The following is a 21813-nucleotide window of genomic DNA, read 5'->3' as shown; positions in this document are numbered from 1 at the left end:
TGATGTGTATGATGAAAAGTCTAAATACCCACATTATAGCTTTTATCGGTTTATCAATGAATATGCTATCGAAAAGGAAATAGATTGCGCCTTTGGATATTTTATATCAAATATCGTGGAACATTTAAAAATATGGCTAACAAAGAAACCTTTAAGTAAAGATGAAATTAAGCGACTTTATCCTTTGCTTGGCGGTAAAGAGCAATATAGAGTTAAAGAATGCGAGATTATTTTAGAAAATGGGAGGTAAGAGAGATGAAAAAGTTAGCTTGTTATGTGCTATTTGGTGTAATGGCATTGATTTTTAATGCGTACAGTAGCTATTACGACCCTAATTACACTGTATTATATGATACAACTCCACCTTGCGCAAAGCTTATATGCGATGGGGAGTTCAAGGGCTATACTTCGATATGGATGAAATTGGACTATCCCAAAGAAGGTATTTCAGAAGATGGCATATTGTACACTCAGAAATGCAAGGCGGTTTTTAGTAGTGGATATGAAGCAGAATTTTCAAATAGAATTGATACAAACAAATTTGAAACTGGTATTCAGGAAACTATTAAACGCCCATCAAACACACCAAATGCTTGGAAAGATTGGGAGTTTATGTGTAGCAATGCTTGTATATATGCAGAAGCTAGTAATCAGTGGAGTATGTTTTCTGCATTGTATATTCATGAAAGAAAAAGCGTGGAGGATGTGTTTTGGGAGAATAAGCGGAGACTTCAACTTTCTGGAATTTGCCCGTGAAAAAGATATTTTTAATAATTATACTTGCCATATCATTGAGCTACGCCAAAACCATTGGCGATTCAACGACGATATTAACCGATGCTATGATAGATTGCTTTAATAAAGACCCAGCAAAAGGATATTTGATATTTTCAATCCCTAATGTTTATGATTATAAATCTTTGGAACTTTCTATGAAAATCGTAAGCGACTATATGTTTCAAAATTGTCGTTATCAATCAAATATAATGGTAAATGAATTAGAAGAATGGGGCAATCAAAGTGATAGATATATTATTTATCTTTATGCAACAGGTAGAATGTTAAGAACTATTGCCGATAAATTGAGAGAGAAGGCTAATAGTTTTATTGAATTAGGGAATAATTTATAGCGGAGGATAAAATGCTACAAATCTTACTTTTAGCGATATTTATGCTGAATGTGGCTATTGCAAGAGATGTTTATATCAAAGGCTACACGGACAAAAACGGCAGATATGTGCCACCGCATTATAGGACAAAGCCAAATAAATCGCAGATGGATAATTATTCAACAAAAGGCAACACAAATCCATACACAGGCAAAAAAGGCACAATAGACCCATACAAAAAGCCAAAGAGCAACAAGCAAAAGCGATATTTGGGATTTTAGGGAGATTTATACAAGATTCTGCGAATCGCACGAAAAACGCAGAATCTGCCTCAAAAACTATTTAGATTCTGCGATTTTGTGTGAAGCACGACTTCTCGCAATGACAACAGCACTTCCGCTAATTTCTCCGACTTTTTTTGCTAATATAAATATTGATTGATTCAACAGCCAGAGAAAACGCCATCGCAAAGTAAATGTAGCCCTTTGAGATATGAAAGTCAAACCCATCGGCAATCAGCGTCACACCCACCAAAATCAAAAATGCCAGCGCCAAAACCTTAATGCTTGGATTATCATCGACAAATCGCGCAATATATTTGCTTGCAAACATCATCACAAAAACCGCGATAATCACGGCTAAAATCATCACAGGCAAGTCCTTTGCCATCCCCACCGCCGTGATAACTGAATCAAGCGAAAACACAATATCCAAAATCGCAATTTGCACCAAAATCCCCGCAAAACTCGCCTTTTTGGCGGTGTCGAAATTATCGTGCGCTTCGCCTTGCGTTTGCGCGTGAATCTCGTGTGTGCTTTTCCAAATGAGAAACAACCCGCCGCCGATTAAAATCAAATCCTTGCCCGAAATCTCATTGCCAAAGACGCTAAATAGCGGATTTACAAGCTTCATAATCCAAAAGATTGACGCAAGAAGGGCGATTCGCGTAATCATCGCTAGTGCAAGTCCCAAAATCCGCGCCCTATCCCGCTGCTCTTGTGGTAGGCGCGTAACCAAAATGGCGATAAAAATGATATTATCAATGCCAAGCACAATCTCTAAAAGCGTCAGCGTAACAAGCGCAATCCACGCCTCCGCCGAGAAAATCCAAGAAAAATCAAGTAATTCCATTTTTGTCCTTTTTTTAAAAATGTAGATTCTGCGATTTGGGGCAAGATTCTGCGAATCAAACAAAAAACGCAGAATCTAATATGAAATTCGCCAAAATTCGCAGAATCTACCTCAAACTTCGTCATTGCGAGGCACGAAGTGCCGAAGCAATCCATAAGATTAAAAAATATAGATTGCCACGAAGTCGCCCTAACGCGCGACTTCTCGCAATGACGGAAATTCGCCAAAAATTGCAGAATCTAATATAAAAAAACACAGATTCTGCGATTCTGCGCTAATTCGCAGAATCTATCGCGAAAATTTGCCATTTTTTAGATTGCCACGAAATCACTCAAAGAGACAATCGCGCCCATCACAACCACCCCTTTTTCTTAAAATACACGATAGGCAAAATAGTCGAGATTATCATCACAAGCACGACTATCGGGTAGCTGTAAGTGAGTTTCAGCTCGGGCATATGCTCGAAATTCATCCCGTAAATCGTCCCAATTAGCGTAGGTGGCATCATCGCCACGGTTACGACGGTGAAAAGTTTGATGATTTTGTTTTGCTCGATATTGATTTGGGAGGCAAAAAGCGCGTGGATATTATCAAGCGCATTCATATTCACCACGCAAAAGTCAATTAGCGAATTTAAGTCTTTTATAATCGTAGTGATATTGCGCTTGACATCGGCGTCTGGCTTGTTGCTTGACAAAAGCGCACTTAACGCACGCCGTTTGTCAAAGAGCGAATCGCGCAGCCGTGTGCTGACATCTTGCAGATTTGAGAGAGAGCCAAGCACTTCGTTATAATCGAATTGATTTTCAAAGACGCCTTTTCGCAGACTTCTAATATCACGCGTGAAATTTTCAATCATATCGGCGTCCTTTTCGATTCGCACTTCAAAGATTTTGGCAATCAAATCATATCCATCCTCAAAATTGCGCGGGGACGCCAAAACGCGCCGTTCAATGTCATCAAACACCTGAAATTCGCTGTAACGAATCGTAAAAAGCATACTTTTGCAAAGCAAAAATGTAATCGTCTCATCGCGCGAATTGCCATCCAAATCGCCCTGCCCTAGCTTTACCAAAAAGCGCGTGTTTATGGTAATCGAATCCTTATCCTCCCAATATCTAGCCGATGATTCAATCTCTTCGCGCTCTTCTTTGGTAGGGATTGCAATGTCATAGATATTTGAAATCGCGCCAATTTCCTCAATGCTAGGATTTAGCAAGTCAAGCCAAAGGATATTTTTGCCCTCAATGTCCTCCATCGAATCATAAGTGTATTTTGAAACTAGCGAATTGCGCTTTGCAAAGATATTTATCATTTTTCGCCCCTTAAAGATTCGCCACGCATAGCATAGATTCGCCCTTATTTTCTATCCAAAACTTCAAATGCGGGTAAAATTTTGCCCTCCAAAAGTTCAAGCGAAGCCCCGCCACCTGTGGATATAAAGCTCATATTATCAATCTCACCTGCCTTATCCACAGCGTCCGCCGTATCGCCACCGCCAATTAGGCTAAATGCGTAGGTATCGGCGATATAATGCGCTAGATTAAAAGTCCCACGCGAAAACTGCGAAATCTCATAAATCCCAATCGGTCCATTCCAAATAATCGTCTCACTATCGCGAATCACCTCGCCAAATAGCTTAATACTCGCAGGTCCCGAATCTACTGCCATAAAATCTTCTGGTATGTCTTGTGCTGGGGTGATTTTGATATTTTTGTGCGTTTTTATATCATCGGTGCTGACAACATCGACAGGCAAGTAGATTTTTACGCCTTTTTCTTTGGCGTGGCGGAGGATTCGCCGTGCTTCTTCTAGCAAATTGTCCTCTGTGAAACTTTTTTGCATATCATAGCCTACGGCTTTTAAAAAAGTATTGCTCATCGCCCCGCCGATTATGATTCTATCCACCACTTCCAAAATATTATCTAGCAAAGTTAGTTTTGAGCTGACCTTAGAGCCGCCGACTATCAAAAGCACGGGGTGAAGCGGATTTGTGAGAGCCTTTGCAAATGAATCAATCTCTTTTTTTAGCAAAAGCCCTGCGACTTTTTCTTTTGCAAAGCTGGCTATGCCAAAAGTAGAGCTATGTTTGCGATGGCTTGTGCCAAATGCGTCATTTACGAAAATATCGCAAATTGATGCAAGCTGTTTGCTTAAAAATTCCTCGTTTTTTTCCTCGCCCTCATAGTAGCGGATATTTTCTAGCAAAATCACTGATTTCATTTCAAGCGTGGCGATTATGCTTGGCACACTATCGATTCGCTCGGTAAATACGATAGATTTATCAAGCAAACGCTCCAATCGTTTTATGATATGTTTTAGCGAATACTTTGAATCTTTGCCCTTTGGACGCCCCAAGTGGCTTACCAAAATGATATGCTTTGCGCCATTGTCAATGCAATAATTTATCGTAGGTATTGCCTCGCGAATCCTCTTGTCATCGGAGATATTAAAGTCCGCATCCATCGGCACATTAAAATCCACGCGAATCAAAATCCGCTTATCCTTCACATCTATATCGCGCACGGATTTCACGCTTTGCATCATTTGAATATTTTTCATTTCTCCCCCTTTTTTAAAAATGTGAAATTTTATCTATTTTCTACTGATAAAATGCTTGTTTTTTTAACTAAAAATCGCACGATTATAAAAATCACTAGGCAGAGTGCGAAAAACGCGCTAATAATCGCACTTGGCATTATGATTCCCCCCCCCCCCTATTTGCAAATTTTTAATGGCGCAAAATAAAATATTTGTCGCAAATAGCGAGCTTGCCAAGCCAAAAAGTGAGTTATATTCTCTGCGCAAGGTAGATTTTAGCGAAAATGGCAGAGAGTTTTTGCTGTAACGCGCTAAATTTGGCAAAAAGCAGGGCGTAGAATCGCACCATTTTTGATACGCTTCGCCAAACTTTTTGCTTAAAAATGCCTCTTCTGCGTAGATGATTCGCTCATAATAAAGCCAAAATGCAAGACAAAATAGCAAAGCAAAAATCCAATTTCCAAGCATTATCACGGGGGATAACATCATCAAAAAATTGCCAAAATAAAGCGGATTGCGGCAGGTAGCATATAAACCGCTTGTGTTTAAAACCTCCGCTTTTTGCTCTTTTGTATTTCGCCCCGAAGTGTCCTTTGGCGCGTATCCCACGACAAAAATACGCCAAATCTGCCCCGCAAGTCCGATAAAAAGCGAGAAAATAATCAGTGCGTTATTATAAGATTTGCCATCAAAAAGTGGCAATTCAAAGCAAAAAATAATCGCCACAATAAAAGGCACAAGCACCAAAGGCAAGTAACTGCGCCACCGAAACAAAAAATCGCCTTCGTTTTTCAATCTATCTTTTAATTGCATTTTCTCTCCCCTTTTAATTTTTGCGCTAGATTCTGCGAATCGCAGAATCTGCTTTAAAATTTGCCCTAGATTCTGCGTTTTTCGCCAAAAATTACCCCTAGATTCTGCGTTTTTCACCAAAAATCACCCCTAGATTCTGCGAATTTTATGAAAATCGCAGAATCCAATCCGTCATTGCGAGAATTTACGAAGTAAATTCGTGGCAATCCATATTTTCGCCCTAGATTCTGCGAATCGCAGAATCTGCTTTAATTTTCGCCATAGATTCTGCGAATCGCAGAATCTCGCAATGACAACGAAATAAAATTCGCCAAATCTCACAAGCTCAATTTCAGCATAAAGCCAAATTTCGTTTCATTTGGCACAGATAGCTTCGCGCCGTGCGTGTTTATCAAATATAAATTTATCGCACTCCACTTGCTAAATCGCCAATCAAAATACAAATCCACTTCGCCTTGCGCGTTTCTAGCACTCCCATTGCGCGAAAAATCGCCCCTAAAAAAATTATATCCATACGCCAAATAAATATCTAAAAAATCGACTTTAAATCCCAATTTACCATAGATTAAATGCACATCACGGGCATTTTCAAGCGCATTGCCACTGAAATAAAAAAATGGATTAAATGAATCTCCAAGCGTATTTAGCGAGCCAATACCCGCTTCGCTATGAGTGTTTCTATACCCCGCAGTGGCGTAAAATAGCCCATATTGCGAATCATATCTCCCGCCAATATCCGCGTGAATCAAATGACTTGTCGCAGAATCTCTAAATGCCGAATATTTATCTTCAAATCCCCCGACAAATCCCGCATCCATCACAAAATACCGCGTTTCAATCTCCGCTTTACCCGCCACAAAGGCATAGATTCGTGGCGCGTAAAATCCATACGCCTTAAAGTGCAACCACTCCCACGCTTCAAAGGTTGCCCCCAAATAATATCCGCCACCATATCCCGCATTTTTGCCATCATATCGCTTAAAACTCTCAAATCCGCTTAATTCTCTATCCAAAACGCGCCCAAATTGATTGACATAAATCGCGTCAATTAGTAGCCACCCCACGCTATTATTGCTAATCCACACGCCATCAAAGTGCTTATCAATCATATCAGTTTTACTCTCAATCCGCCCCGCCTTTATCGCCGTATCGCCATCAAAATACTCTAAATAACTCCGCGCAATCATCGCGATATTATTATCCCAAAAGTCCTTTGACGCGCTACCTTTGCCACCTTGCGTTTGCAAATTTCGACTTTGCTCCCAAAGTGGCAACGCCCCGCGAAATCCCAAATGCAATCTAAAATATCCATAAAAATCGCTTTTATAATAAAGTCCAAACGAAGTCGCCAAATACGAATCTGTCCGCTGTGATGAGTTCGCAAAGTCAAAGAGCAAGTTTATATCACCGCTTTTTTCGCCGCCTTTTAGGGCATCGATAAATTTATTTTCGCTACTATCGCCACTTACCGCAGAATCTTCTGCATTCAACAGCGCAAACACCACAAACATCACAAGTAAAATCTTTTTCATACACAAATCCTTTCAAAACCAAATATTATCAAGCAATCGCACTTCGCTTATCTGCCCCGCTCTGTGTGCGCTAGGGACTGCCACGCGCACCGCAAGAAGCAAAATTGTAGCATTTCTAAGTGCCTTTTTTGCTTTATGCAAATTAAAATCCACGATTTTACAATAATCAATCGTTAGGCTTTCAATGTGTGAGAGCGCGATATTTTCTAGCACCTTTGAATCGCACTCGCCCTTTTCATAAGCCACTCGCACGGCATTTATTGCGCGTGGGATTTTTAGGGCGTTTTGGTAAGAATTTGCATTTAAATATTTGTTGCGTGAGCTTAACGCCAAACCATTTTTATCTCTCACAATCTCGCAAGGCACGATAATTATTGGCATAAACAAATCGCTAACCATTTTTTTGATGATGAGAAGTTGCTGTGCGTCCTTTTGCCCAAAATACGCGCAATTTGGGCGAATGAGATTAAAAAATTTCATCACCACGCGAAGCACACCATTAAAATGCCCCGCACGAAGTCCGCCCTCAAAGGCGTTTGCTAGATTTTTGGGCGGGATTATGTTAGTTTCATTGCCACTATCATACATTTCAGCGATAGTGGGCAAAAACACCGCATCTACGCCGTTTTTCTCGCATAGCTCCAAATCCTGCGCTTCACTTCGCGGATATTTATCAAAGTCCTCATTTACCCCAAATTGCGCGGGATTTACGAAAATCGAAGCAATCGTTTTTTCATTATCGTGCTTACTTGCGCGAAATAGCGATAGATGCCCATCGTGCAACGCGCCCATCGTAGGGGCAAATCCAATCCGCTTATGCGCCAAACTCTTGCGCCACAAGCGCAAATCATTTTTTGTGCGTAAAATGTCCATTATTTGTCTCCATTTTGTAATTTTTGAAGTATGAATTTTGTAAGCAGTGCGGGGCTTTTGTGCGTGTAAATAGGACGCCCGATGACTAAAAAATCGCTTTTTTGATTTAGCGCAAAGGATAGCGTGGAGGCACGATTTTGGTCATCTTTTGGATTTGGCAAATCTAGCGCAAAATCCGCGCCAAAATCATCAAAATCACTTTTCACAGGGCGAATCGCAGGTGTGAGCGTCAAAAGATTGAATTTTTCTTTGACAAGCGCACTCTCAAAAGGCGAACACACAATGCCATCGATTTTGCATTCCGCCGCGATTCGCGCAAGATTCGCCACGCCTTTTTCAATGTCGCAGTTATAAATCTCGCTAAATCCACCATTATCAAAGCTAGTAAGCGCGGTTACAGCAAAAATAAGGGGCGTATTTTTCGTGCTATGCGTAAATTTTGCAATCTCACTCATTACGATTCGCCCAGCTGATGCGTGAATCGTAACTATATCCACGCCCAAATCCGCTATTTCACGGAGCGAATCCATCATCGTATTTGGAATATCATAGAGTTTCAAATCCAAAAAAATCCTAAAATTTAAACTCTGCATTTCTCTCACAAACGCCACACCATCGCGGATAAAGCTACGAAGCCCGATTTTTAGGTAGAGATTTTGCAAATCGCTTTTTTTGAGAGTTTGCGCTAGATTCGCACAGAGTGCCACATTTTGCGCTTTTGTTGGCATATCAAGGGCGATGATTAGGCTAGGCATTTGCGTCCTTTGTTTGTTGTCATTGCGAGACTTGCGAATGCAAGGCGTGGCAATCTAAATTTTGCAAATTTTGCAAAACTAAAACGCAATTTTAGCAAAATTTGAATTTAGAATGGGATAGATTCTGCGAATCGCAGAATCTGCCTTGACTTTTTATTCAACTTGCCTTTTTAGCCATTTTAATGCGTGTCCTTTTAGGTGCGGGGATAGGGCGGTAAAAACTTTGGCATTATAGTCCTTTAACCACGCAGATTCTGCGCTATTTAGCATTTTAAAGTTGATTAAGTCCTTTTCAAACGGGCAAAGTGTGAGCGTCTCAAAGCGCAAAAACTCGCCAAACTCCGTGCTTTTATCACTTACAATCGCCACCAAATTTTCTAGTCGAATGCCCCATTTGCCCTCGCGATAAATGCCCGGCTCAATCGATGTAATCATCCCCACCTGCGCGATATTCTCCGCATTTGGCGTGGCAAAATGCGAAATTGCCACCGGTGCTTCGTGGACATTTAGAAAATATCCCACGCCGTGCCCCGTGCCGTGCATATATTCGATACCTTCACGCCACAAAGGCGCACGTGCAAGGCAGTCAAGCAAAGGCAAGGCAATCTTTGGTGTGAAAACTGCGGTGGATAGGGCGATAAGCGATTTTAAAACTAGCGTATAATCGCGCTTTTGCGCTTCGCTCACACGCCCCACGCCCACCACACGGGTAATATCGCTCGTCCCATTTTGATACTGCGCCCCTGAATCAATCAGCAACAATCCATCGCCAAAAATCTCGCTGTGATTGTCCTGCGTGGCGCGGTAGTGGGGCAGTGCGCCATTTGCATTAAACCCTGCAATCGTGGCAAATGAGTTGCCTACAAAAAGCGGATTTTTCGCGCGAAATGCGGTGATTTGCGTATCGATGTCTAATTCTGTGAGATTTGTGGAGTTTGTTTTGTTTGCCCCATTTCTTGCGGAGTTTGAATCGATTTGTCCCCCCTCCCTTGCGGAGGGGGCTAGGGGGTGGGTAAAGTCGTTATTGCCAAATTTTGCGCTACTATTTTTTTGTGATTTAACCCACCCCCTTAATCCCCCTCCGCAAGGGAGGGGGAGAGAATGCGAATTATCCTCCGCAAGGGAGGGGCGGATTTTAGAATCCGCAAAATCTTGCCCTTTTTTTATCCGCGATTCAAGCCACGCGAAAAACTCGCACAACGCCACGCCATCGCTTATCATCGCATTTTTTATGTGCGCTAATTCAGCTTCGTTTTTCATCGCTTTTAAAGTCGCACTTGGATTTGTGCGTTTGATAATCTTATTTTGCCCTGCTTTAAGCACTTTTGCGATGTAAATGCTCGTTTTTCTCGCGTCTAGCAAAACTTTTGCATTTTTGATTTTGCAAAGTGCCGTTTCAACGCGATTATATTCGCAAATCTTAAAACCTTGCTTTTTTAGATTCTGCGATAATTTGGGAGCGAGATTTTGCGCAAATAGCACCGCCTCCGCCTTTGAGATTAGCAAAAAGCTCATAAACACGGGATTATACTCGATATCGCTCCCGCGCAAGTTCGTAATCCACGCAATATCATCAAGCGCACTTATGAAGTGGCAATCCGCACCAAACTCCGCCATTTTCGCGCGAATCTGCGCTAATTTTTCGCTAGATTCTGCGCCGATAAACTCGCGCCCTTGCGGATAAATCGCATTGCAAGGCAAAGGCGGACGCTCCCAAATTTCACTTACCAAATCGCAGAATCTAATATCTACGCCTTTTAGCGCGGTTTTTAACTCTTTGTGTGCGCTAATTGAAAGCGTTTTTGCATTCACCCCCACGCAATCGCCTTTTTTCAAAACGCCACGCAAAAATTCTGCATAATTTGGCGACTTATGCAAAGCAATCCCACTGCCTTCTAACTCGCGCTGTGCTTGGATAAAGTAGCGTCCATCGGTGCATAAATACGCCTTTTTTGGCAAGATAATTAGCGTCCCCGCCGAGCCACTAAATCCGCTCATAAACTCCCTATCTTTAAAGCAAGGGGGCAAATATTCGTTGTTATGAATGTCGTTGCTTGGGATTATAAATGCGTTTAGATTCTGCGAAGTCATCAATTTTCGCAGGGATTTTAGGCGAGATTTAATCATTTTGTAAGTCTCTTAACAAATATTTTGATACCAAACATAACCCCCGCCACGATAAATAGCACCCACGCACACTGCGCAAATAAATCGGGTAATGCGTGAATATTATCGCTATGCACGCCCCCGCCGATAAGTCCAGCGATGACATTGCCAAGTGCCGAGCTGATAAACCAAAGTGCCATCACAGATGAGCGAATGACATTTGGCGCAAGCTTTGTCATAATCGATAGCCCCACAGGCGAGAGACACAGCTCACCCATCGTTAAAAACCACATACTTATCACAATCCACCACATTGAGACACTTTGTCCGCTTGCAATCACCGCCTTTGACGCAAAAATCATTATGGCAAATCCCAACCCAGCGCAGATAATCCCAAGTGCGAATTTGGTAATCGAGCTTAACTCACAGCCCCGCCTTGCCAAAAATACCCAAAGCATACTCATAAGCGGGGCAAATGCGATGATAAAAAGCGGATTTAGCGACTGCGACCACGCGGCAGGGACTTCATATCCAAAAATGACTCGATTTGTGAAATCGTGGGCGAAGAGATTAAATGAAGTCGGCTGCTGCTCAAATGCCGACCAAAAGAACGCCGATGCGAGATATAAAATCGCTAATAAAATAAGATTTTTCTTCTCTGCCTTATTTAAGTTACACAAAAAATAAAGGTAGAAAAAGTAAAGTCCTGACGCCACTGCGATGATTAAAATCATATTTTTTGATAGCGAAATGGGATTTATCTCCAAAATCCCACTTGCCACAAGCAAAAATACCCCCGCAAAAATCACAATAAACCCAAAAATAAAAGGCAGGGCAAATCTATGTCGAATCGGCGGTGCTTCGATACTATGCTCAAAGCCGACTTTTTTATCAAACTCGCTAAAATCTTTTAGCGTTTTAAAGTAAAAAATCACCAGCGAAATCAGCATACCAATCCCGCCCACGCCAAATCCCAAGTGCCACCCAATCTCTTTTTGCGCTAGTCCGCAAAGTAGTGGCGCGACAAATGCGCCCAAATTTATCCCCATATAAAAAATCGTAAATCCGCTATCGCGCCGTGCGTCGCCATCTTTGTAAAGCATACCCACCATCACACTCGCGCAAGTCTTAAACAACCCAGAGCCGATGGCAATAAAGCAAAGTCCTAAAAAGAACGCAATTTGCGTGAAATACGACAGCGCGATAAATAAATGCCCAAGTGCCATAATCACCGCGCCAACGAGCACCGCCCGTTTTTGTCCAAAAAAGTTATCCGCAAGCCATCCGCCGGGCAATGTGGCAAGATACACGCACCCGCCATAAATCCCGACAATCGCAGAAGCACTCTCACGCGCAATCCCAAGTCCGCCATCCATAATCGCCGCCGCCATAAAAAGCACAAGTAGCGGGCGAATCCCATAAAATGAAAATCGCTCCCAAACTTCTGTCATTGAAAGTGAAAAAAGTGGCTTTGGATGCCCGATAAACGCAGAATCTAATGGGTTGTTTGTTGCTGAATCATTTTTTGCGTTATTTTTTGCTGAATCGTTTTTTAGCGAGTTGCCTTTTGCCATCGAAAAATCCTTATAATTTTACAAATTTTAAAAGCGATATTTTAGCGACAAAATACGCCACATTGCAAACAAAGCAATGAAAATTTACGATATTTTTGCAAAAATTACGCATAGATTCTGCGAAATAGCGCAGAATCTAAAATATGATTTAAATCGCAGAATCTAGCGCGAAAAAACCACAGATTCTGCGATTTTTTGGCTAAAATTGCAACTTTAAATTTTACAATAAAAAGGAAATATTTATGCAAAACAATCCCAAAGTCGGAGTTGTGATACCAATTTACAATGTCGCGCCGTATTTGCGTGAGTGCTTGGATTCGGTCCTCGCACAAACTTATGGCAATTTTCACGCAGTGCTTGTAAATGATGGCAGCACGGATATTTTGGAGGGCGAATCTAAAAGCGAGAGTTTAAAAATCGCGCTAGAATATGTCGCAAGAGATAAGCGATTCGTGCTGATTGACAAGGCAAATGGAGGATTAAGTAGCGCAAGAAATGCGGGGATTTCCTACTTTGCTAATTCACTTGTGGGCAATTCGTCTCTTACACAATCTTCGCGGAAGTTTGAAAAATTCTCGCTCGATGAACCGATAGTTCTATCTCACTCGAATTTTTCGGCACAACCCACGAATCTCGCGCAAGATACTAGAATTGCGGAGGATTCAAAAGATTCGTCATTGCGAGATTCGCAACGCGAATCGAAGCAATCCAAAGATTCCTCCTCACTTGCAGAGGATTCACAAATGACTTTTTACACTCACCCAAATCACACGAATCTAACCCCACCCAAAATCGACTACATTATATTTTTAGACTCCGATGATTTTTGGGAGGCGGATTTATTAGAAAAATGCGTAGATTCTGCGATAAAGCATAATGCTGAGATTGTGTGGTTTAGCTGGCATAATTTCATCGATGGCACGCCAAAAAATAGCGATACGCCAAATACTAACGGGGGGGGGGGATTTAGCTGGATTTCATCTTACAAATACACACAAAAGGGCGTGATTTGTGGTGTAGATGTGCTAAATCGCGCAAGGGAGCTAAATCGCCAGTTTCTTTCCAATGCGTGGGATATTCTCATAGATTGGCGGTATTTGCAAAACATAAATTTGCGCTTTTTGGATGGCGTGATTTGGGAGGATGTGCTCTTTGCCGAGCTGCTTTTTGCGCAGAGTGCGCGCATTGCGCTTTTGCCACTGCCTCTTACAAACTACCGCATACGGCGCGATTCTACGCAGAATTTCGCTTCTTTTAAGCAAAAGATTTTGCCTCCATTTGTCGCGCCACTGCAAAAATATTTTGCCGACACAAATACCGCGTGGGCGTATTTTAGCGCGTTTAGCTGGGTGAAAATTGCGGTAGAATTTGCGAAATTTTTAGAAAATCATAGCAATAAAAATCTATGCCACAAATTGCAAAGTCAGTTTTTAGCGCACCTGCTTGCAGAATCTAGCGCGATTATGGACTTTGAGTGCGACCCGTATCAAATGCAAGGCGAATTTTTGGCGATGGCTGGGCGATTTGGTGGTAAATATTTGCCAAAAAGCAAAAGGCGATATGCCTATTACAACTCGCCTATTTTGTGGAGAATCTATGGTATTTACACAATACTAAGTGCGATAAAACGGAGAATAAAAAAGATTTGGAAATCGTAGGGGATTTGAGATTTTCATTGATGGCGAGATTCTGCGAAATTTTATTAGATTCTGCGAAACGCAGAATCTACGAATTAGATTGCCACGAATTTGACAAGTCAAATTCTCGCAATGACGGATTATTTTACCCGCCCCCTTTATCCCCCTCCGCAAGGGAGGGGGAATTTTTCGTGCGAAGCGCAGAATCTAATCAAAAAAATACAAATTTCGCAGAATCTAAACACAGATTCTGCGCTAGATTCTGCGAAATTCTCACGATTCACCCATCATTTTTTTGACTAATTTCTTTGCTTTGCTGTCCTGCGTGCTTGCAGATGAGTTGTAAAGCAAATTGATATATTTTTCGTATTCATCTTGCGAATTTAGCGCGTTTTCGCCATCTTTTGGCGATAATTTTGTGTATTCGCCATCTGCCCCTAGCTCGTGTGCTTGGCAGTTATCGGCGATTTGTGCTTTTAAAATTTCTAGCAATTTTTCAGCGATATTTTTGTTTTTCACGGGCGTCATAATCTCCACTCGTTTTTCCAAATTTCGTGGCATTAAATCCGCACTAGCAAAGTAAATCTGCGGGTTTGCGTGTTTGAAATAATAGATTCGTGCGTGCTCCAAATACTTGCCGATAATTGACACCACGCGGATATTGTCGCTAACGCCGCATAAGCGCGGGATTAGACAGCAGATTCCTCGCACTATCATATCGATTTTTACCCCCGCCTTACTTGCCGCATAGAGTGCCTCAATGACATCAACATCAACTACGGCGTTTGCTTTTAGGATAATGTAGCCGTCCTTGCCCTTTTTTGCCTCGTCTTTGATTAGCTCCAAAATTTTTGGCTTAATCTGCGTAGGCGCGACAAATAGCGAATCTAGGCGCGCTTGGTGCGAATATCCTGTGGATAGCGTGTGAAAAAGTTTGATAGCGTCATTTGTAATGCCCTCATCTGCGGTAAAAAAGCTAATATCCGTGTAGATTTTCGCGGTGGCTGGGTTGTAATTGCCCGTTGAGAGATGGACATATTTTTTAAATTCGCCACCGATTTTTTTCACTACAAGCGCGATTTTGGCGTGAACTTTTAAGCCCGGGATTCCATAAATCACATGCGCCCCTGCGGTTTCTAACGCCTTTGCCCAATAGAGATTGTTTTCCTCATCAAAGCGCGCTTTTAGCTCCACTAGGACGCTAACTTGTTTATTGTTTTCCGCTGCTTGGGCGAGTGCTTTGACAATGGGCGAATTTTTGCCCACGCGGTAGAGCGTCATACGAATGCTATACACATCTGGGTCGTTTGCCGCGCTTTGTATGAAATTCACCACAGGGTCGAAGCTTTGATATGGGTGATACATCGCAATGTCGCCTGAATCGATACTTTTAAAAATGTCGATTGTGTTATTTAGCGGTGGGAGCGTTTTTGCGTTGAAATTTGGCAATCGCAAATGCGCGAATCGATTCGCCCCTACAATCTGCCACAAAGCGCTTAGATTCAAAGGTATTTTGTAGCTATAAATGTCATCTTTATCGATTTTGATATGCTCAGAGATAAAATTAACCAAACTATTATCCTCTGTTTCGCCTATTTCTAAGCGGACAATCTCGCCTTTTCTGCGCGATTTTAGCCCCTCTGTCATAATCTCCAAAAAGTCATCGGCTTCCTCTTCTTCAATCTCCATATCCGCATTGCGCGTAACTCTAAATGAAGTGTAGCTCAAAACTTCGCAACCTTCAAAAATATCGCCGATAAATTCGCCCACAACCATTTCAATCGGCACATAAATGCCCTCCGAGTTATTATTGTCTGTTACTTGGATAAATCTAGGCAACATTCGTGAGATTCGCACCATTCCAAATTTGGTTTTGTTTTTGTTTGTGGTGTCTTTTAGTTTGATTGCCATTCCAAAGGATAGATTGTTGAAATGCGGAAATGGGTGCGTTGAATCAACGATGATTGGGACGATTATGGGATACAAATCGCTAAAAAAGAACTCTTTTAGGTGCTTTTTTTGGCTCTCATTTAGTTGCGAAAATGATTTGATAAACAAATGCTCTTTTTCAGCCTCTTTGCGAATCTCTTCAAACAACGCCTCTAATCGCTCTTGCTCTTTGTGGATATAGCTACGAATCGCAATTAGTTGCTCACGCGGCGTAAGTTTATCCGCACCACAATCGGTGATTCCTGCCAAATAAAGCCGTTTTAGCCCCGCTACGCGCACCATATAAAATTCATCTAAATTCGTGCCATAAATGGCGATAAATTTTAGTCGCTCAAAAAGCGGGATTTTTTTGTTACTTGCTTCATTTAGCACACGGGTATTGAATCGCAACCACGACAACTCGCGGTTAAAAAATAATTTTTTCATACTTTTTTCCTCCAAAATTTAAAGTTGCAAATTATACTATTTTTTATCAAGCATTTTACATAGCATATCAATAACGCTAATAATCTCGCGGCGCGGGGACTTGCCATTTAGCTTTTTATGATAAATGTGATAAAAAATCATCGTTTCAATAATATAATCCACCAAAATGCTAATGTCCTTTGTGATTTTGATATTATAGTAGCGAATCTGCTGGTGGATGAGCGTTTTGCGGGATTTGATGATTTCATTATGAATATTCTTAAATGCCTTCAACTTGCCAATATCGCTACTCTCAAAGAAAAAATAAATGGTAAAATTCTCAACCGCCTTTAACTCTTTCTCCAATTTCTCATTTTCATACAGCTCAAACATAAAATGCAATCGCTCTTTTAGCGTGGGGAGCGTAGCAATGTGCTTGCTTATCTCCGCCTCTTTTTTGCGAATCTCAGGTATCATCACCTCATAAAGCAACTCATCTTTATCTTTGAAATGATAATAAAACACACCCTTTGAAATGCCTATATATCGCAGAATCGCGCATAAACTAATGCTTTTCAAAACACCAAGCGATTTTAGATATTTGCGCGTTTTCTCGATAATCTGCTCTTTTGTGACTTTTGCCATTTTTGCCCCCATAATCAAATCATAGATTTTAGCAGATTCTGCGAAAAAATGGATTAAAAAGTGGTGATTTTGTGTGGATTTGGTGTGAATTTTGCGTGAATTTGGTGGCAGATTCTGCGATTTTTGCGCGAGATTCTGCGTTTAGATTCTGCGAATTTCGTGCGAAACGCAGAATCCAAAACTTTTCCCCTCCCACTCCCTTGCGGAGGGGGATTAAGGGGGTGGGTAAAATAATCCGTCATTGCGAGGCACGAAGTGCCGAAGCAATCCACACCTTTTTTTGTCATTGCGAGTCCTTGCGATAGCAAGGCGAAGCAATCCAAATCACGCGAATCTAAAAGGCAAATAAAATCAATGATTTAAAAATGAATCAATAAATTAAATTTAGATTCGCATAAAGTCCGCGATTCGCATTTAATTCACAAGCCCCCTAAATAGATTGCTTCGTTGTTTTCGCTATCGCTCAAACTGCCTCGCAATGACGAAAAATACGCAAGATTCTGCGTTTAGATTCTGCGATTTTTGCGCGAGATTCTGCGATTTTTATGTAAATCGCAGAATCTAATCAAACAATACAAAAAACGCAGAATCTAATATGATTTTCGCAGAATCTATCCCACCACCTTTTCGCATCGCTCGCATATTCCGCCATCACTCTTTGCCAAATATCGCCAACAGCGTTCGCATTTGTGTGCGGTGGCTTTGGCGATTTTCACCACTACGCCATCTGTTTCAATGCTAAAAAGCGGATTTTCTACGCATTTTTTCGCGCCACTTACGATTAAGAGATTTGCCAAAATTTCGCTATCAATCTGTGCGCTAGATTCTACGCTGATTTCTAACTCTAACGCGGATTTTATGACTTTGTCTTTTTTTAGTTTGTCGATTTCTATGCCAAAGGATTCGCGGATTTTTAGCAAAAGATTGAAGTCCGCACTCAAAGCATACGATTCAAAGGTATCATCATATTTGCAATCAAATACACTTTGCAAATCGCCTTTTAGAGCGGGATTTGCGCACTCAATCGCTTCATTTATCGTGTAAGTCAGCACGGGCGCAAAAAACGCAAATAATTTTTGCGCGATGATACAAAGCGCACTTTGAATCCCCACACGCGCCTTTGATTCGCGCCCATCGCAGTATAAAATATCCTTTGTCAAATCAAAATAAATCCCGCTTAATTCATTTGCCACAAAGCTCATAACCACGCTAAAAGCCTTTGAAAACTCATATTCGCTAAAAAGCGCGTTTGCGCAAGTTAGCGTTTTTTGCGCTTCATTTAAAATCCACTTGTCAATTTCGCCAAGCGCGTTTAAATCGATTTGCGCCAAATCATTCGTATTTGCAAGGATAAAGCGCAGTGAATTGCGAATCTTGCGATACTGCTCGGCGATTTGCTTCAAAATATTTTTAGAGATTTTCAAATCGCCTTGATAATCGCTCAACGCCACCCACAGGCGCAAAATCTCGCTACCATATTCTTTTAGCACCGATTCAGGGGCGACTACATTGCCCTTTGATTTGCTCATCTTTTCGCCATTGTCATCAACGGTGAATCCGTGCGTCAAAATGCTCTTAAATGGGGCTTTGTGATTGATGGCACAAGAAATTAGCAAAGAGCTTTGAAACCACCCTCTATGCTGGTCGCTCCCCTCTAAATACATATCCGCTGGATAGCCTCCCGCATTGTATTTTGGCGGTGGCGGATTTGTGCTTTCACTCTCATTTGCGCCACTCAAAACCGCGCTCCAAGTGCTTCCGCTATCAAACCACACATCTAAAATATTGTCGCATTTTTCTAGCTCATCAGCCCTATCACGCAAAAGTGGCGGGAGCAAATCCACGACTTTTTTGCTCCACCAAATATCGCAACCCTCTCGCTCAAAAGATTCGGCTAAAAATGTAAGGATTCGCGAATCTAGCACGATTTCGCCACTTTTTTTATCCCTAAAAAATGCTAGTGGCACTCCCCAATCTCTCTGCCTAGAAATGCACCAATCAGGGCGATTTTCAATCATCGACTTTAAGCGATTGTAGCCTGACTTTGGATAAAAGGCGATTTTTTCGATTTCATCTAATGCGATTTGGCGCAGAGTTTTGCCAGAAAAAAAGGGCTTATCCATCAAAATAAACCACTGCTTTGTTGCGCGGTAAATCACAGGCTCGTGCGAACGCCAACAATGCGGATATGAATGCGTGATTTTTGTGTGTTTTAGCAGGTTTTCGCCAAGCAATTCTAAGATTTTTGGTTGCGCTTTAAAGATGTGCATCCCCACAAATTCATTCGCAACTTCCGCCCTTAAAAGTCCAAGATTCGCCAAAGATTCATCAAAGCAACCCCTGTCATCGACAGGCATTAGCACTTCTTCAATGCCAAATTTGCGACATACGAAATAGTCATCTTCGCCGTGTCCGGGCGCAGAATGCACTAGTCCGCTACCATTATCCATCAATACGTGTTCGCCAAAGATGATTTTGGATGTCCGTCCATTTAGCGGATTTATCGCGCTTGTGTCGCTTAAAAAATCCGCTTCAAATTCTCTTACAATTTTGCCCTTTGTAATGCCCTCGCTCACCATATTTTCTACTAATTTTTTAGCAAAAATGTAGCCCTCACTTGTGAGCGCGTAAGTCTCATTTGGATTTAGCGCGATTGCTTGATTTGCAGGGAGCGTCCAAGGCGTAGTAGTCCAAATCACAGCCTTTGCATTTGGCGCACCCAACTTATCTTTCGCGCTATCACTCATCTCAAACGCCACGAAAATCGAATCAGAGACTTTGTCCTTATACTCGACTTCTGCGTCCGCTAACGCCGTCTTACACGCCCAACTCCAATAAATAGGCTTGCTTCGCTCACTCAAAAGCCCCTGCCTTGCAATCGCACAAAGACAGCGATAAATGTCCGCCTCAAAAGCAAAATCCATCGTTTTGTAGGGATTTTTAAAGTCCCCCAAAACGCCAAAATTTTGAAATTCATCGCTTTGAATGCCGACAAATTTTTTTGCGTGCTCCCTGCAAAGGGCGCGAATCTCTTTTTTTGGCAACGAATCTTTTTTGTCCTTGCCAAGTGCCACTTCAACTTGTTGCTCGATAGGCAATCCGTGGCAATCCCACCCCGGCGTGTAAAAAACGCGCTCCCCTTGAAAATAATGATATTTCACCACAATATCTTTTAAAATCTTATTTAGCGCGTGTCCTATGTGTAAATGCCCATTTGCATAGGGCGGTCCATCGTGGAGTGTGAAAGATTTTGGCGAATCTTTACGCTTTTGCCCCATAAATGCAAATGAATCATTTTCGCGCCATTTTGCATAGATTTTTGGCTCATTTGCGGGGAGATTGCCCCTCATTGCAAAGGGCGATTCGGCTAAATTTAGCGTGTCTTTGTAGTTTTTTTGCTCGGTTTTTTCCATAAAATGCCTTTAAAGTTTGGGATTAAAAAAGATTGAAATTTTAGCGAAAAATTTTTAATATGCTATAATTGCCCCCAAAATGGCGTTAATATTTCGTAAAAAAGGGCAAAAATGACAATTTTACTTCATAGAGCGATAAAAATCGGCGATAATGTCGTGGCGATTCGCGCAATTTACGCGATTAAGGCACTTTTTCCAAGCGCGAATCTAATCGTAGCGACAAACAATATCGGCGCAAATCTCTATGCAAACCTCCCATTTATCGACAATCTGCTAAATGTGGAGGCAAATCCAAACGCGATTTATGATATCCCAAATATCGATTTTTTTATCAGCACACACCGAAACACCGCAAATATCGCCATCGCCAAAGCCACAAACGCAAAGAAAATCATCATTCGCGCACATTTATTAACTTTGCTATCCCCGCGCTTTATAAACGACTATAATTTTTCTACCAAAATGCGTCCCGAAAGTGATAATCTACTGCGCCTTGTGCGACTAATCGACAAACGCGCATTTGATAGCAAAATAAAAAGCGTGGATTTTAGTGGGGCAAAGTTGCGATTCACGCGACAAAATAGCGATTTTGTGGAGAATTTTTTAGCGCAAGTGTGGCAAAATCAAATGCGCCAAAACGCAAATGGGGGGGGCAAAATAAGAATGTTGCGAATGTTAGTGAGTGTGAATCGTGCGAATCAAACAAATCTTATGCAACTTATGAATCTCACAAACCCCGCAAACTCATCGGCGTAAATTTCTTTGGCTCGGGCGGTGTGGGATATTTTTCGTTTGAATCGTGGCGTGAGATTGTCGAATCGTTGGCAAGTGAATTTAGCGATTTTGATTTTGTAGTGCTTTGTCCGCCAAATGCGCATTTAGAGCCCTTTATCGCGCCAAATGTGGCGATTTTTAAAAATAACGCAGATTTGCTAAATATTGTGGCGATGAGTGCGCATTGCAACGCGCTAATTAGCGTGGATACGGGCAATGTGCATATTGCCGATAATCTGCAAGTGCCTACGCTAGGCATTTACACGCACAAAATGTTAAAGCGATGGCGTGGCGGGACTTATGGTGGGCGATTCGCGCCGTTTGTAATGCCATTTCACAGCGATGAAAATGACATAATTTACAAGCAAAAACTTTTGATATTTTTAAAGGGGCATTTAGATTTGTAAGGTTTTGGATTTTGGGGCAAAAAATGGAGCAAAAAAGTCGGCAAAAAAAGATTCGCCACGATTTGTTGGATTCGCAAGCGAATCTTAAAGGCATTTAGCTTAATTGCGCTTTTAGCATCCAAATGTCTTTTTCTAACTTCGCGACAAC

The 21813-nt window shown here is 41.7% G+C and carries 25 protein-coding genes; 9 read left to right on the top strand and 16 right to left on the bottom strand.

Annotation, left to right across the window (positions count from 1 at the left end):
- From ACWIUE_RS11325 to ACWIUE_RS11310, 4 genes are all read left to right on the top strand, one after another.
- Nucleotides 1-250: hypothetical protein (locus ACWIUE_RS11325; protein ID WP_454136884.1), on the top strand; the 250-nt coding region annotated here is incomplete at its 5' end.
- 5 nt (nucleotides 251-255) lie between these two features.
- Nucleotides 256-756: a hypothetical protein gene (locus ACWIUE_RS11320; RefSeq protein WP_454136883.1), complete on the top strand. Its 501-nt coding sequence runs from the start codon at nucleotides 256-258 to the stop codon at nucleotides 754-756.
- 35 nt (nucleotides 757-791) lie between these two features.
- On the top strand, nucleotides 792-1130 hold the full coding sequence (locus ACWIUE_RS11315) for a hypothetical protein (RefSeq protein ID WP_454136882.1): 339 nt from the start codon (nucleotides 792-794) through the stop codon (nucleotides 1128-1130).
- 11 nt (nucleotides 1131-1141) lie between these two features.
- Nucleotides 1142-1390: a hypothetical protein gene (locus ACWIUE_RS11310; protein WP_454136881.1), complete on the top strand. Its 249-nt coding sequence runs from the start codon at nucleotides 1142-1144 to the stop codon at nucleotides 1388-1390.
- A 118-nt stretch (nucleotides 1391-1508) separates the two neighbouring features.
- Here ACWIUE_RS11310 and ACWIUE_RS11305 read toward each other — a convergent pair whose 3' ends face one another.
- The 11 genes from ACWIUE_RS11305 to ACWIUE_RS11255 all read right to left on the bottom strand — a co-directional run bounded on the left by ACWIUE_RS11305 (nucleotide 1509) and on the right by ACWIUE_RS11255 (nucleotide 12682).
- Nucleotides 1509-2240, bottom strand: a complete 732-nt coding sequence (locus tag ACWIUE_RS11305) for a TerC family protein (RefSeq protein WP_454136879.1) — start codon at nucleotides 2238-2240, stop codon at nucleotides 1509-1511.
- Nucleotides 2177-2467 (bottom strand): hypothetical protein, encoded by a 291-nt coding sequence (locus ACWIUE_RS11300; RefSeq protein ID WP_454136878.1) that lies wholly within the window; start codon nucleotides 2465-2467, stop codon nucleotides 2177-2179. The genes ACWIUE_RS11305 and ACWIUE_RS11300 overlap by 64 nt, the downstream gene beginning before the upstream one ends.
- Before the next feature lie 125 nt (nucleotides 2468-2592).
- Nucleotides 2593-3555 carry a magnesium/cobalt transporter CorA gene (gene corA, locus ACWIUE_RS11295; protein WP_454136876.1) on the bottom strand — a complete coding sequence of 321 codons (963 nt, stop codon included), beginning with the start codon at nucleotides 3553-3555 and terminating at the stop codon, nucleotides 2593-2595.
- Between the two features lie 44 nt (nucleotides 3556-3599).
- Entirely contained in the window at nucleotides 3600-4802 is a 1203-nt protein-coding gene (locus ACWIUE_RS11290) for a phosphoglycerate kinase (RefSeq protein WP_454136875.1), read from the bottom strand.
- Between the two features lie 117 nt (nucleotides 4803-4919).
- Nucleotides 4920-5711 (bottom strand): methyltransferase family protein, encoded by a 792-nt coding sequence (locus ACWIUE_RS11285; RefSeq protein ID WP_454136887.1) that lies wholly within the window; start codon nucleotides 5709-5711, stop codon nucleotides 4920-4922.
- Between the two features lie 200 nt (nucleotides 5712-5911).
- Nucleotides 5912-7126, bottom strand: coding sequence for a hypothetical protein (locus tag ACWIUE_RS11280; protein WP_454136873.1), 1215 nt, complete (start codon nucleotides 7124-7126; stop codon nucleotides 5912-5914).
- A 12-nt stretch (nucleotides 7127-7138) separates the two neighbouring features.
- Nucleotides 7139-7999, bottom strand: coding sequence for a pantoate--beta-alanine ligase (gene panC / locus ACWIUE_RS11275; protein WP_454136872.1), 861 nt, complete (start codon nucleotides 7997-7999; stop codon nucleotides 7139-7141).
- Nucleotides 7999-8754: an orotidine-5'-phosphate decarboxylase gene (gene pyrF / locus ACWIUE_RS11270; protein ID WP_454136871.1), complete on the bottom strand. Its 756-nt coding sequence runs from the start codon at nucleotides 8752-8754 to the stop codon at nucleotides 7999-8001. Before pyrF ends, panC begins: the two co-directional genes overlap by 1 nt.
- 153 nt (nucleotides 8755-8907) lie before the next feature.
- Nucleotides 8908-10881 carry an aminopeptidase P family protein gene (locus ACWIUE_RS11265; protein ID WP_454136870.1) on the bottom strand — a complete coding sequence of 658 codons (1974 nt, stop codon included), beginning with the start codon at nucleotides 10879-10881 and terminating at the stop codon, nucleotides 8908-8910.
- The gene (locus ACWIUE_RS11260) at nucleotides 10878-12434 is read right to left on the bottom strand and encodes a peptide MFS transporter (protein ID WP_454136869.1); all 1557 of its coding nucleotides are present in this window, start codon (nucleotides 12432-12434) and stop codon (nucleotides 10878-10880) included. Before ACWIUE_RS11260 ends, ACWIUE_RS11265 begins: the two co-directional genes overlap by 4 nt.
- 104 nt (nucleotides 12435-12538) lie before the next feature.
- Entirely contained in the window at nucleotides 12539-12682 is a 144-nt protein-coding gene (locus ACWIUE_RS11255; RefSeq protein ID WP_454136868.1) for a hypothetical protein, read from the bottom strand.
- Between ACWIUE_RS11255 and ACWIUE_RS11250 the strand changes: the two genes are divergently transcribed.
- Together ACWIUE_RS11250 and ACWIUE_RS11245 are read left to right on the top strand one after the other, a co-directional pair.
- Complete coding sequence (locus ACWIUE_RS11250; RefSeq protein WP_454136867.1) at nucleotides 12677-14092, top strand: glycosyltransferase family 2 protein; 1416 nt, start codon at nucleotides 12677-12679, stop codon at nucleotides 14090-14092. The two genes, ACWIUE_RS11255 and ACWIUE_RS11250, sit on opposite strands and share 6 nt — an antisense overlap.
- Nucleotides 14080-14370 carry a hypothetical protein gene (locus ACWIUE_RS11245; protein WP_454136866.1) on the top strand — a complete coding sequence of 97 codons (291 nt, stop codon included), beginning with the start codon at nucleotides 14080-14082 and terminating at the stop codon, nucleotides 14368-14370. Before ACWIUE_RS11250 ends, ACWIUE_RS11245 begins: the two co-directional genes overlap by 13 nt.
- On the opposite strand, the gene ACWIUE_RS11240 is transcribed toward ACWIUE_RS11245, so the two are convergent.
- From ACWIUE_RS11240 to ACWIUE_RS11230, 3 genes are read right to left on the bottom strand one after another with little or no spacing between them, the layout of a single operon-like run.
- Complete coding sequence (locus tag ACWIUE_RS11240) at nucleotides 14345-16447, bottom strand: RNA degradosome polyphosphate kinase (RefSeq protein WP_454136865.1); 2103 nt, start codon at nucleotides 16445-16447, stop codon at nucleotides 14345-14347. The two genes, ACWIUE_RS11245 and ACWIUE_RS11240, sit on opposite strands and share 26 nt — an antisense overlap.
- A gap of 36 nt (nucleotides 16448-16483) precedes the next feature.
- The gene (locus ACWIUE_RS11235; RefSeq protein WP_454136863.1) at nucleotides 16484-17071 is read right to left on the bottom strand and encodes a TetR/AcrR family transcriptional regulator; all 588 of its coding nucleotides are present in this window, start codon (nucleotides 17069-17071) and stop codon (nucleotides 16484-16486) included.
- Between the two features lie 53 nt (nucleotides 17072-17124).
- Entirely contained in the window at nucleotides 17125-17358 is a 234-nt protein-coding gene (locus tag ACWIUE_RS11230; protein ID WP_454136862.1) for a hypothetical protein, read from the bottom strand.
- Nucleotides 17359-17510: 152 nt separating this feature from the next.
- Here ACWIUE_RS11230 and ACWIUE_RS11225 point away from each other — a divergent pair, with 152 nt between their 5' ends.
- The gene (locus tag ACWIUE_RS11225) at nucleotides 17511-17636 is read left to right on the top strand and encodes a hypothetical protein (RefSeq protein WP_454136861.1); all 126 of its coding nucleotides are present in this window, start codon (nucleotides 17511-17513) and stop codon (nucleotides 17634-17636) included.
- Between the two features lie 46 nt (nucleotides 17637-17682).
- On the opposite strand, the gene ileS is transcribed toward ACWIUE_RS11225, so the two are convergent.
- Nucleotides 17683-20484: an isoleucine--tRNA ligase gene (gene ileS / locus ACWIUE_RS11220; protein WP_454136860.1), complete on the bottom strand. Its 2802-nt coding sequence runs from the start codon at nucleotides 20482-20484 to the stop codon at nucleotides 17683-17685.
- Nucleotides 20485-20595: 111 nt separating this feature from the next.
- Here ileS and ACWIUE_RS11215 point away from each other — a divergent pair, with 111 nt between their 5' ends.
- Both ACWIUE_RS11215 and ACWIUE_RS11210 read left to right on the top strand, forming a co-directional pair.
- Nucleotides 20596-21240, top strand: a complete 645-nt coding sequence (locus ACWIUE_RS11215; RefSeq protein ID WP_454136859.1) for a glycosyltransferase family 9 protein — start codon at nucleotides 20596-20598, stop codon at nucleotides 21238-21240.
- Between the two features lie 20 nt (nucleotides 21241-21260).
- Nucleotides 21261-21665 carry a glycosyltransferase family 9 protein gene (locus ACWIUE_RS11210; protein ID WP_454136885.1) on the top strand — a complete coding sequence of 135 codons (405 nt, stop codon included), beginning with the start codon at nucleotides 21261-21263 and terminating at the stop codon, nucleotides 21663-21665.
- Here ACWIUE_RS11210 and ACWIUE_RS11205 read toward each other — a convergent pair.
- Nucleotides 21617-21813, bottom strand: a 197-nt coding sequence (locus ACWIUE_RS11205; protein WP_454136858.1) for a hypothetical protein, incomplete at its 5' end; no start/stop codon positions are given. The two genes, ACWIUE_RS11210 and ACWIUE_RS11205, sit on opposite strands and share 49 nt — an antisense overlap.

The organism is Helicobacter sp. 23-1045, assembly GCF_053654655.1.
The sequence above is the reverse complement of the archived record's forward strand: the minus strand, read 5'-3'. Positions and strand labels throughout refer to the sequence as shown.

Bases quoted from the DNA above. Each gene is read 5' to 3' on its own strand.
- ACWIUE_RS11280 (WP_454136873.1), bottom strand. From the start codon at position 7,126: ATGAAAAAGATTTTACTTGTGATGTTTGTGGTGTTTGCGCTGTTGAAT.
- corA (WP_454136876.1), bottom strand. From the start codon at position 3,555: ATGATAAATATCTTTGCAAAGCGCAATTCGCTAGTTTCAAAATACACT.
- ACWIUE_RS11290 (WP_454136875.1), bottom strand. From the start codon at position 4,802: ATGAAAAATATTCAAATGATGCAAAGCGTGAAATCCGTGCGCGATATA.
- ACWIUE_RS11235 (WP_454136863.1), bottom strand. From the start codon at position 17,071: ATGGCAAAAGTCACAAAAGAGCAGATTATCGAGAAAACGCGCAAATAT.
- ACWIUE_RS11240 (WP_454136865.1), bottom strand. From the start codon at position 16,447: ATGAAAAAATTATTTTTTAACCGCGAGTTGTCGTGGTTGCGATTCAAT.
- ileS (WP_454136860.1), bottom strand. From the start codon at position 20,484: ATGGAAAAAACCGAGCAAAAAAACTACAAAGACACGCTAAATTTAGCC.
- ACWIUE_RS11260 (WP_454136869.1), bottom strand. From the start codon at position 12,434: ATGGCAAAAGGCAACTCGCTAAAAAACGATTCAGCAAAAAATAACGCA.
- ACWIUE_RS11230 (WP_454136862.1), bottom strand. From the start codon at position 17,358: ATGACAAAAAAAGGTGTGGATTGCTTCGGCACTTCGTGCCTCGCAATG.
- ACWIUE_RS11310 (WP_454136881.1), top strand. From the start codon at position 1,142: ATGCTACAAATCTTACTTTTAGCGATATTTATGCTGAATGTGGCTATT.
- ACWIUE_RS11265 (WP_454136870.1), bottom strand. From the start codon at position 10,881: ATGATTAAATCTCGCCTAAAATCCCTGCGAAAATTGATGACTTCGCAG.
- ACWIUE_RS11320 (WP_454136883.1), top strand. From the start codon at position 256: ATGAAAAAGTTAGCTTGTTATGTGCTATTTGGTGTAATGGCATTGATT.
- ACWIUE_RS11215 (WP_454136859.1), top strand. From the start codon at position 20,596: ATGACAATTTTACTTCATAGAGCGATAAAAATCGGCGATAATGTCGTG.
- ACWIUE_RS11250 (WP_454136867.1), top strand. From the start codon at position 12,677: ATGCAAAACAATCCCAAAGTCGGAGTTGTGATACCAATTTACAATGTC.
- ACWIUE_RS11305 (WP_454136879.1), bottom strand. From the start codon at position 2,240: ATGGAATTACTTGATTTTTCTTGGATTTTCTCGGCGGAGGCGTGGATT.
- pyrF (WP_454136871.1), bottom strand. From the start codon at position 8,754: ATGCCTAGCCTAATCATCGCCCTTGATATGCCAACAAAAGCGCAAAAT.
- panC (WP_454136872.1), bottom strand. From the start codon at position 7,999: ATGGACATTTTACGCACAAAAAATGATTTGCGCTTGTGGCGCAAGAGT.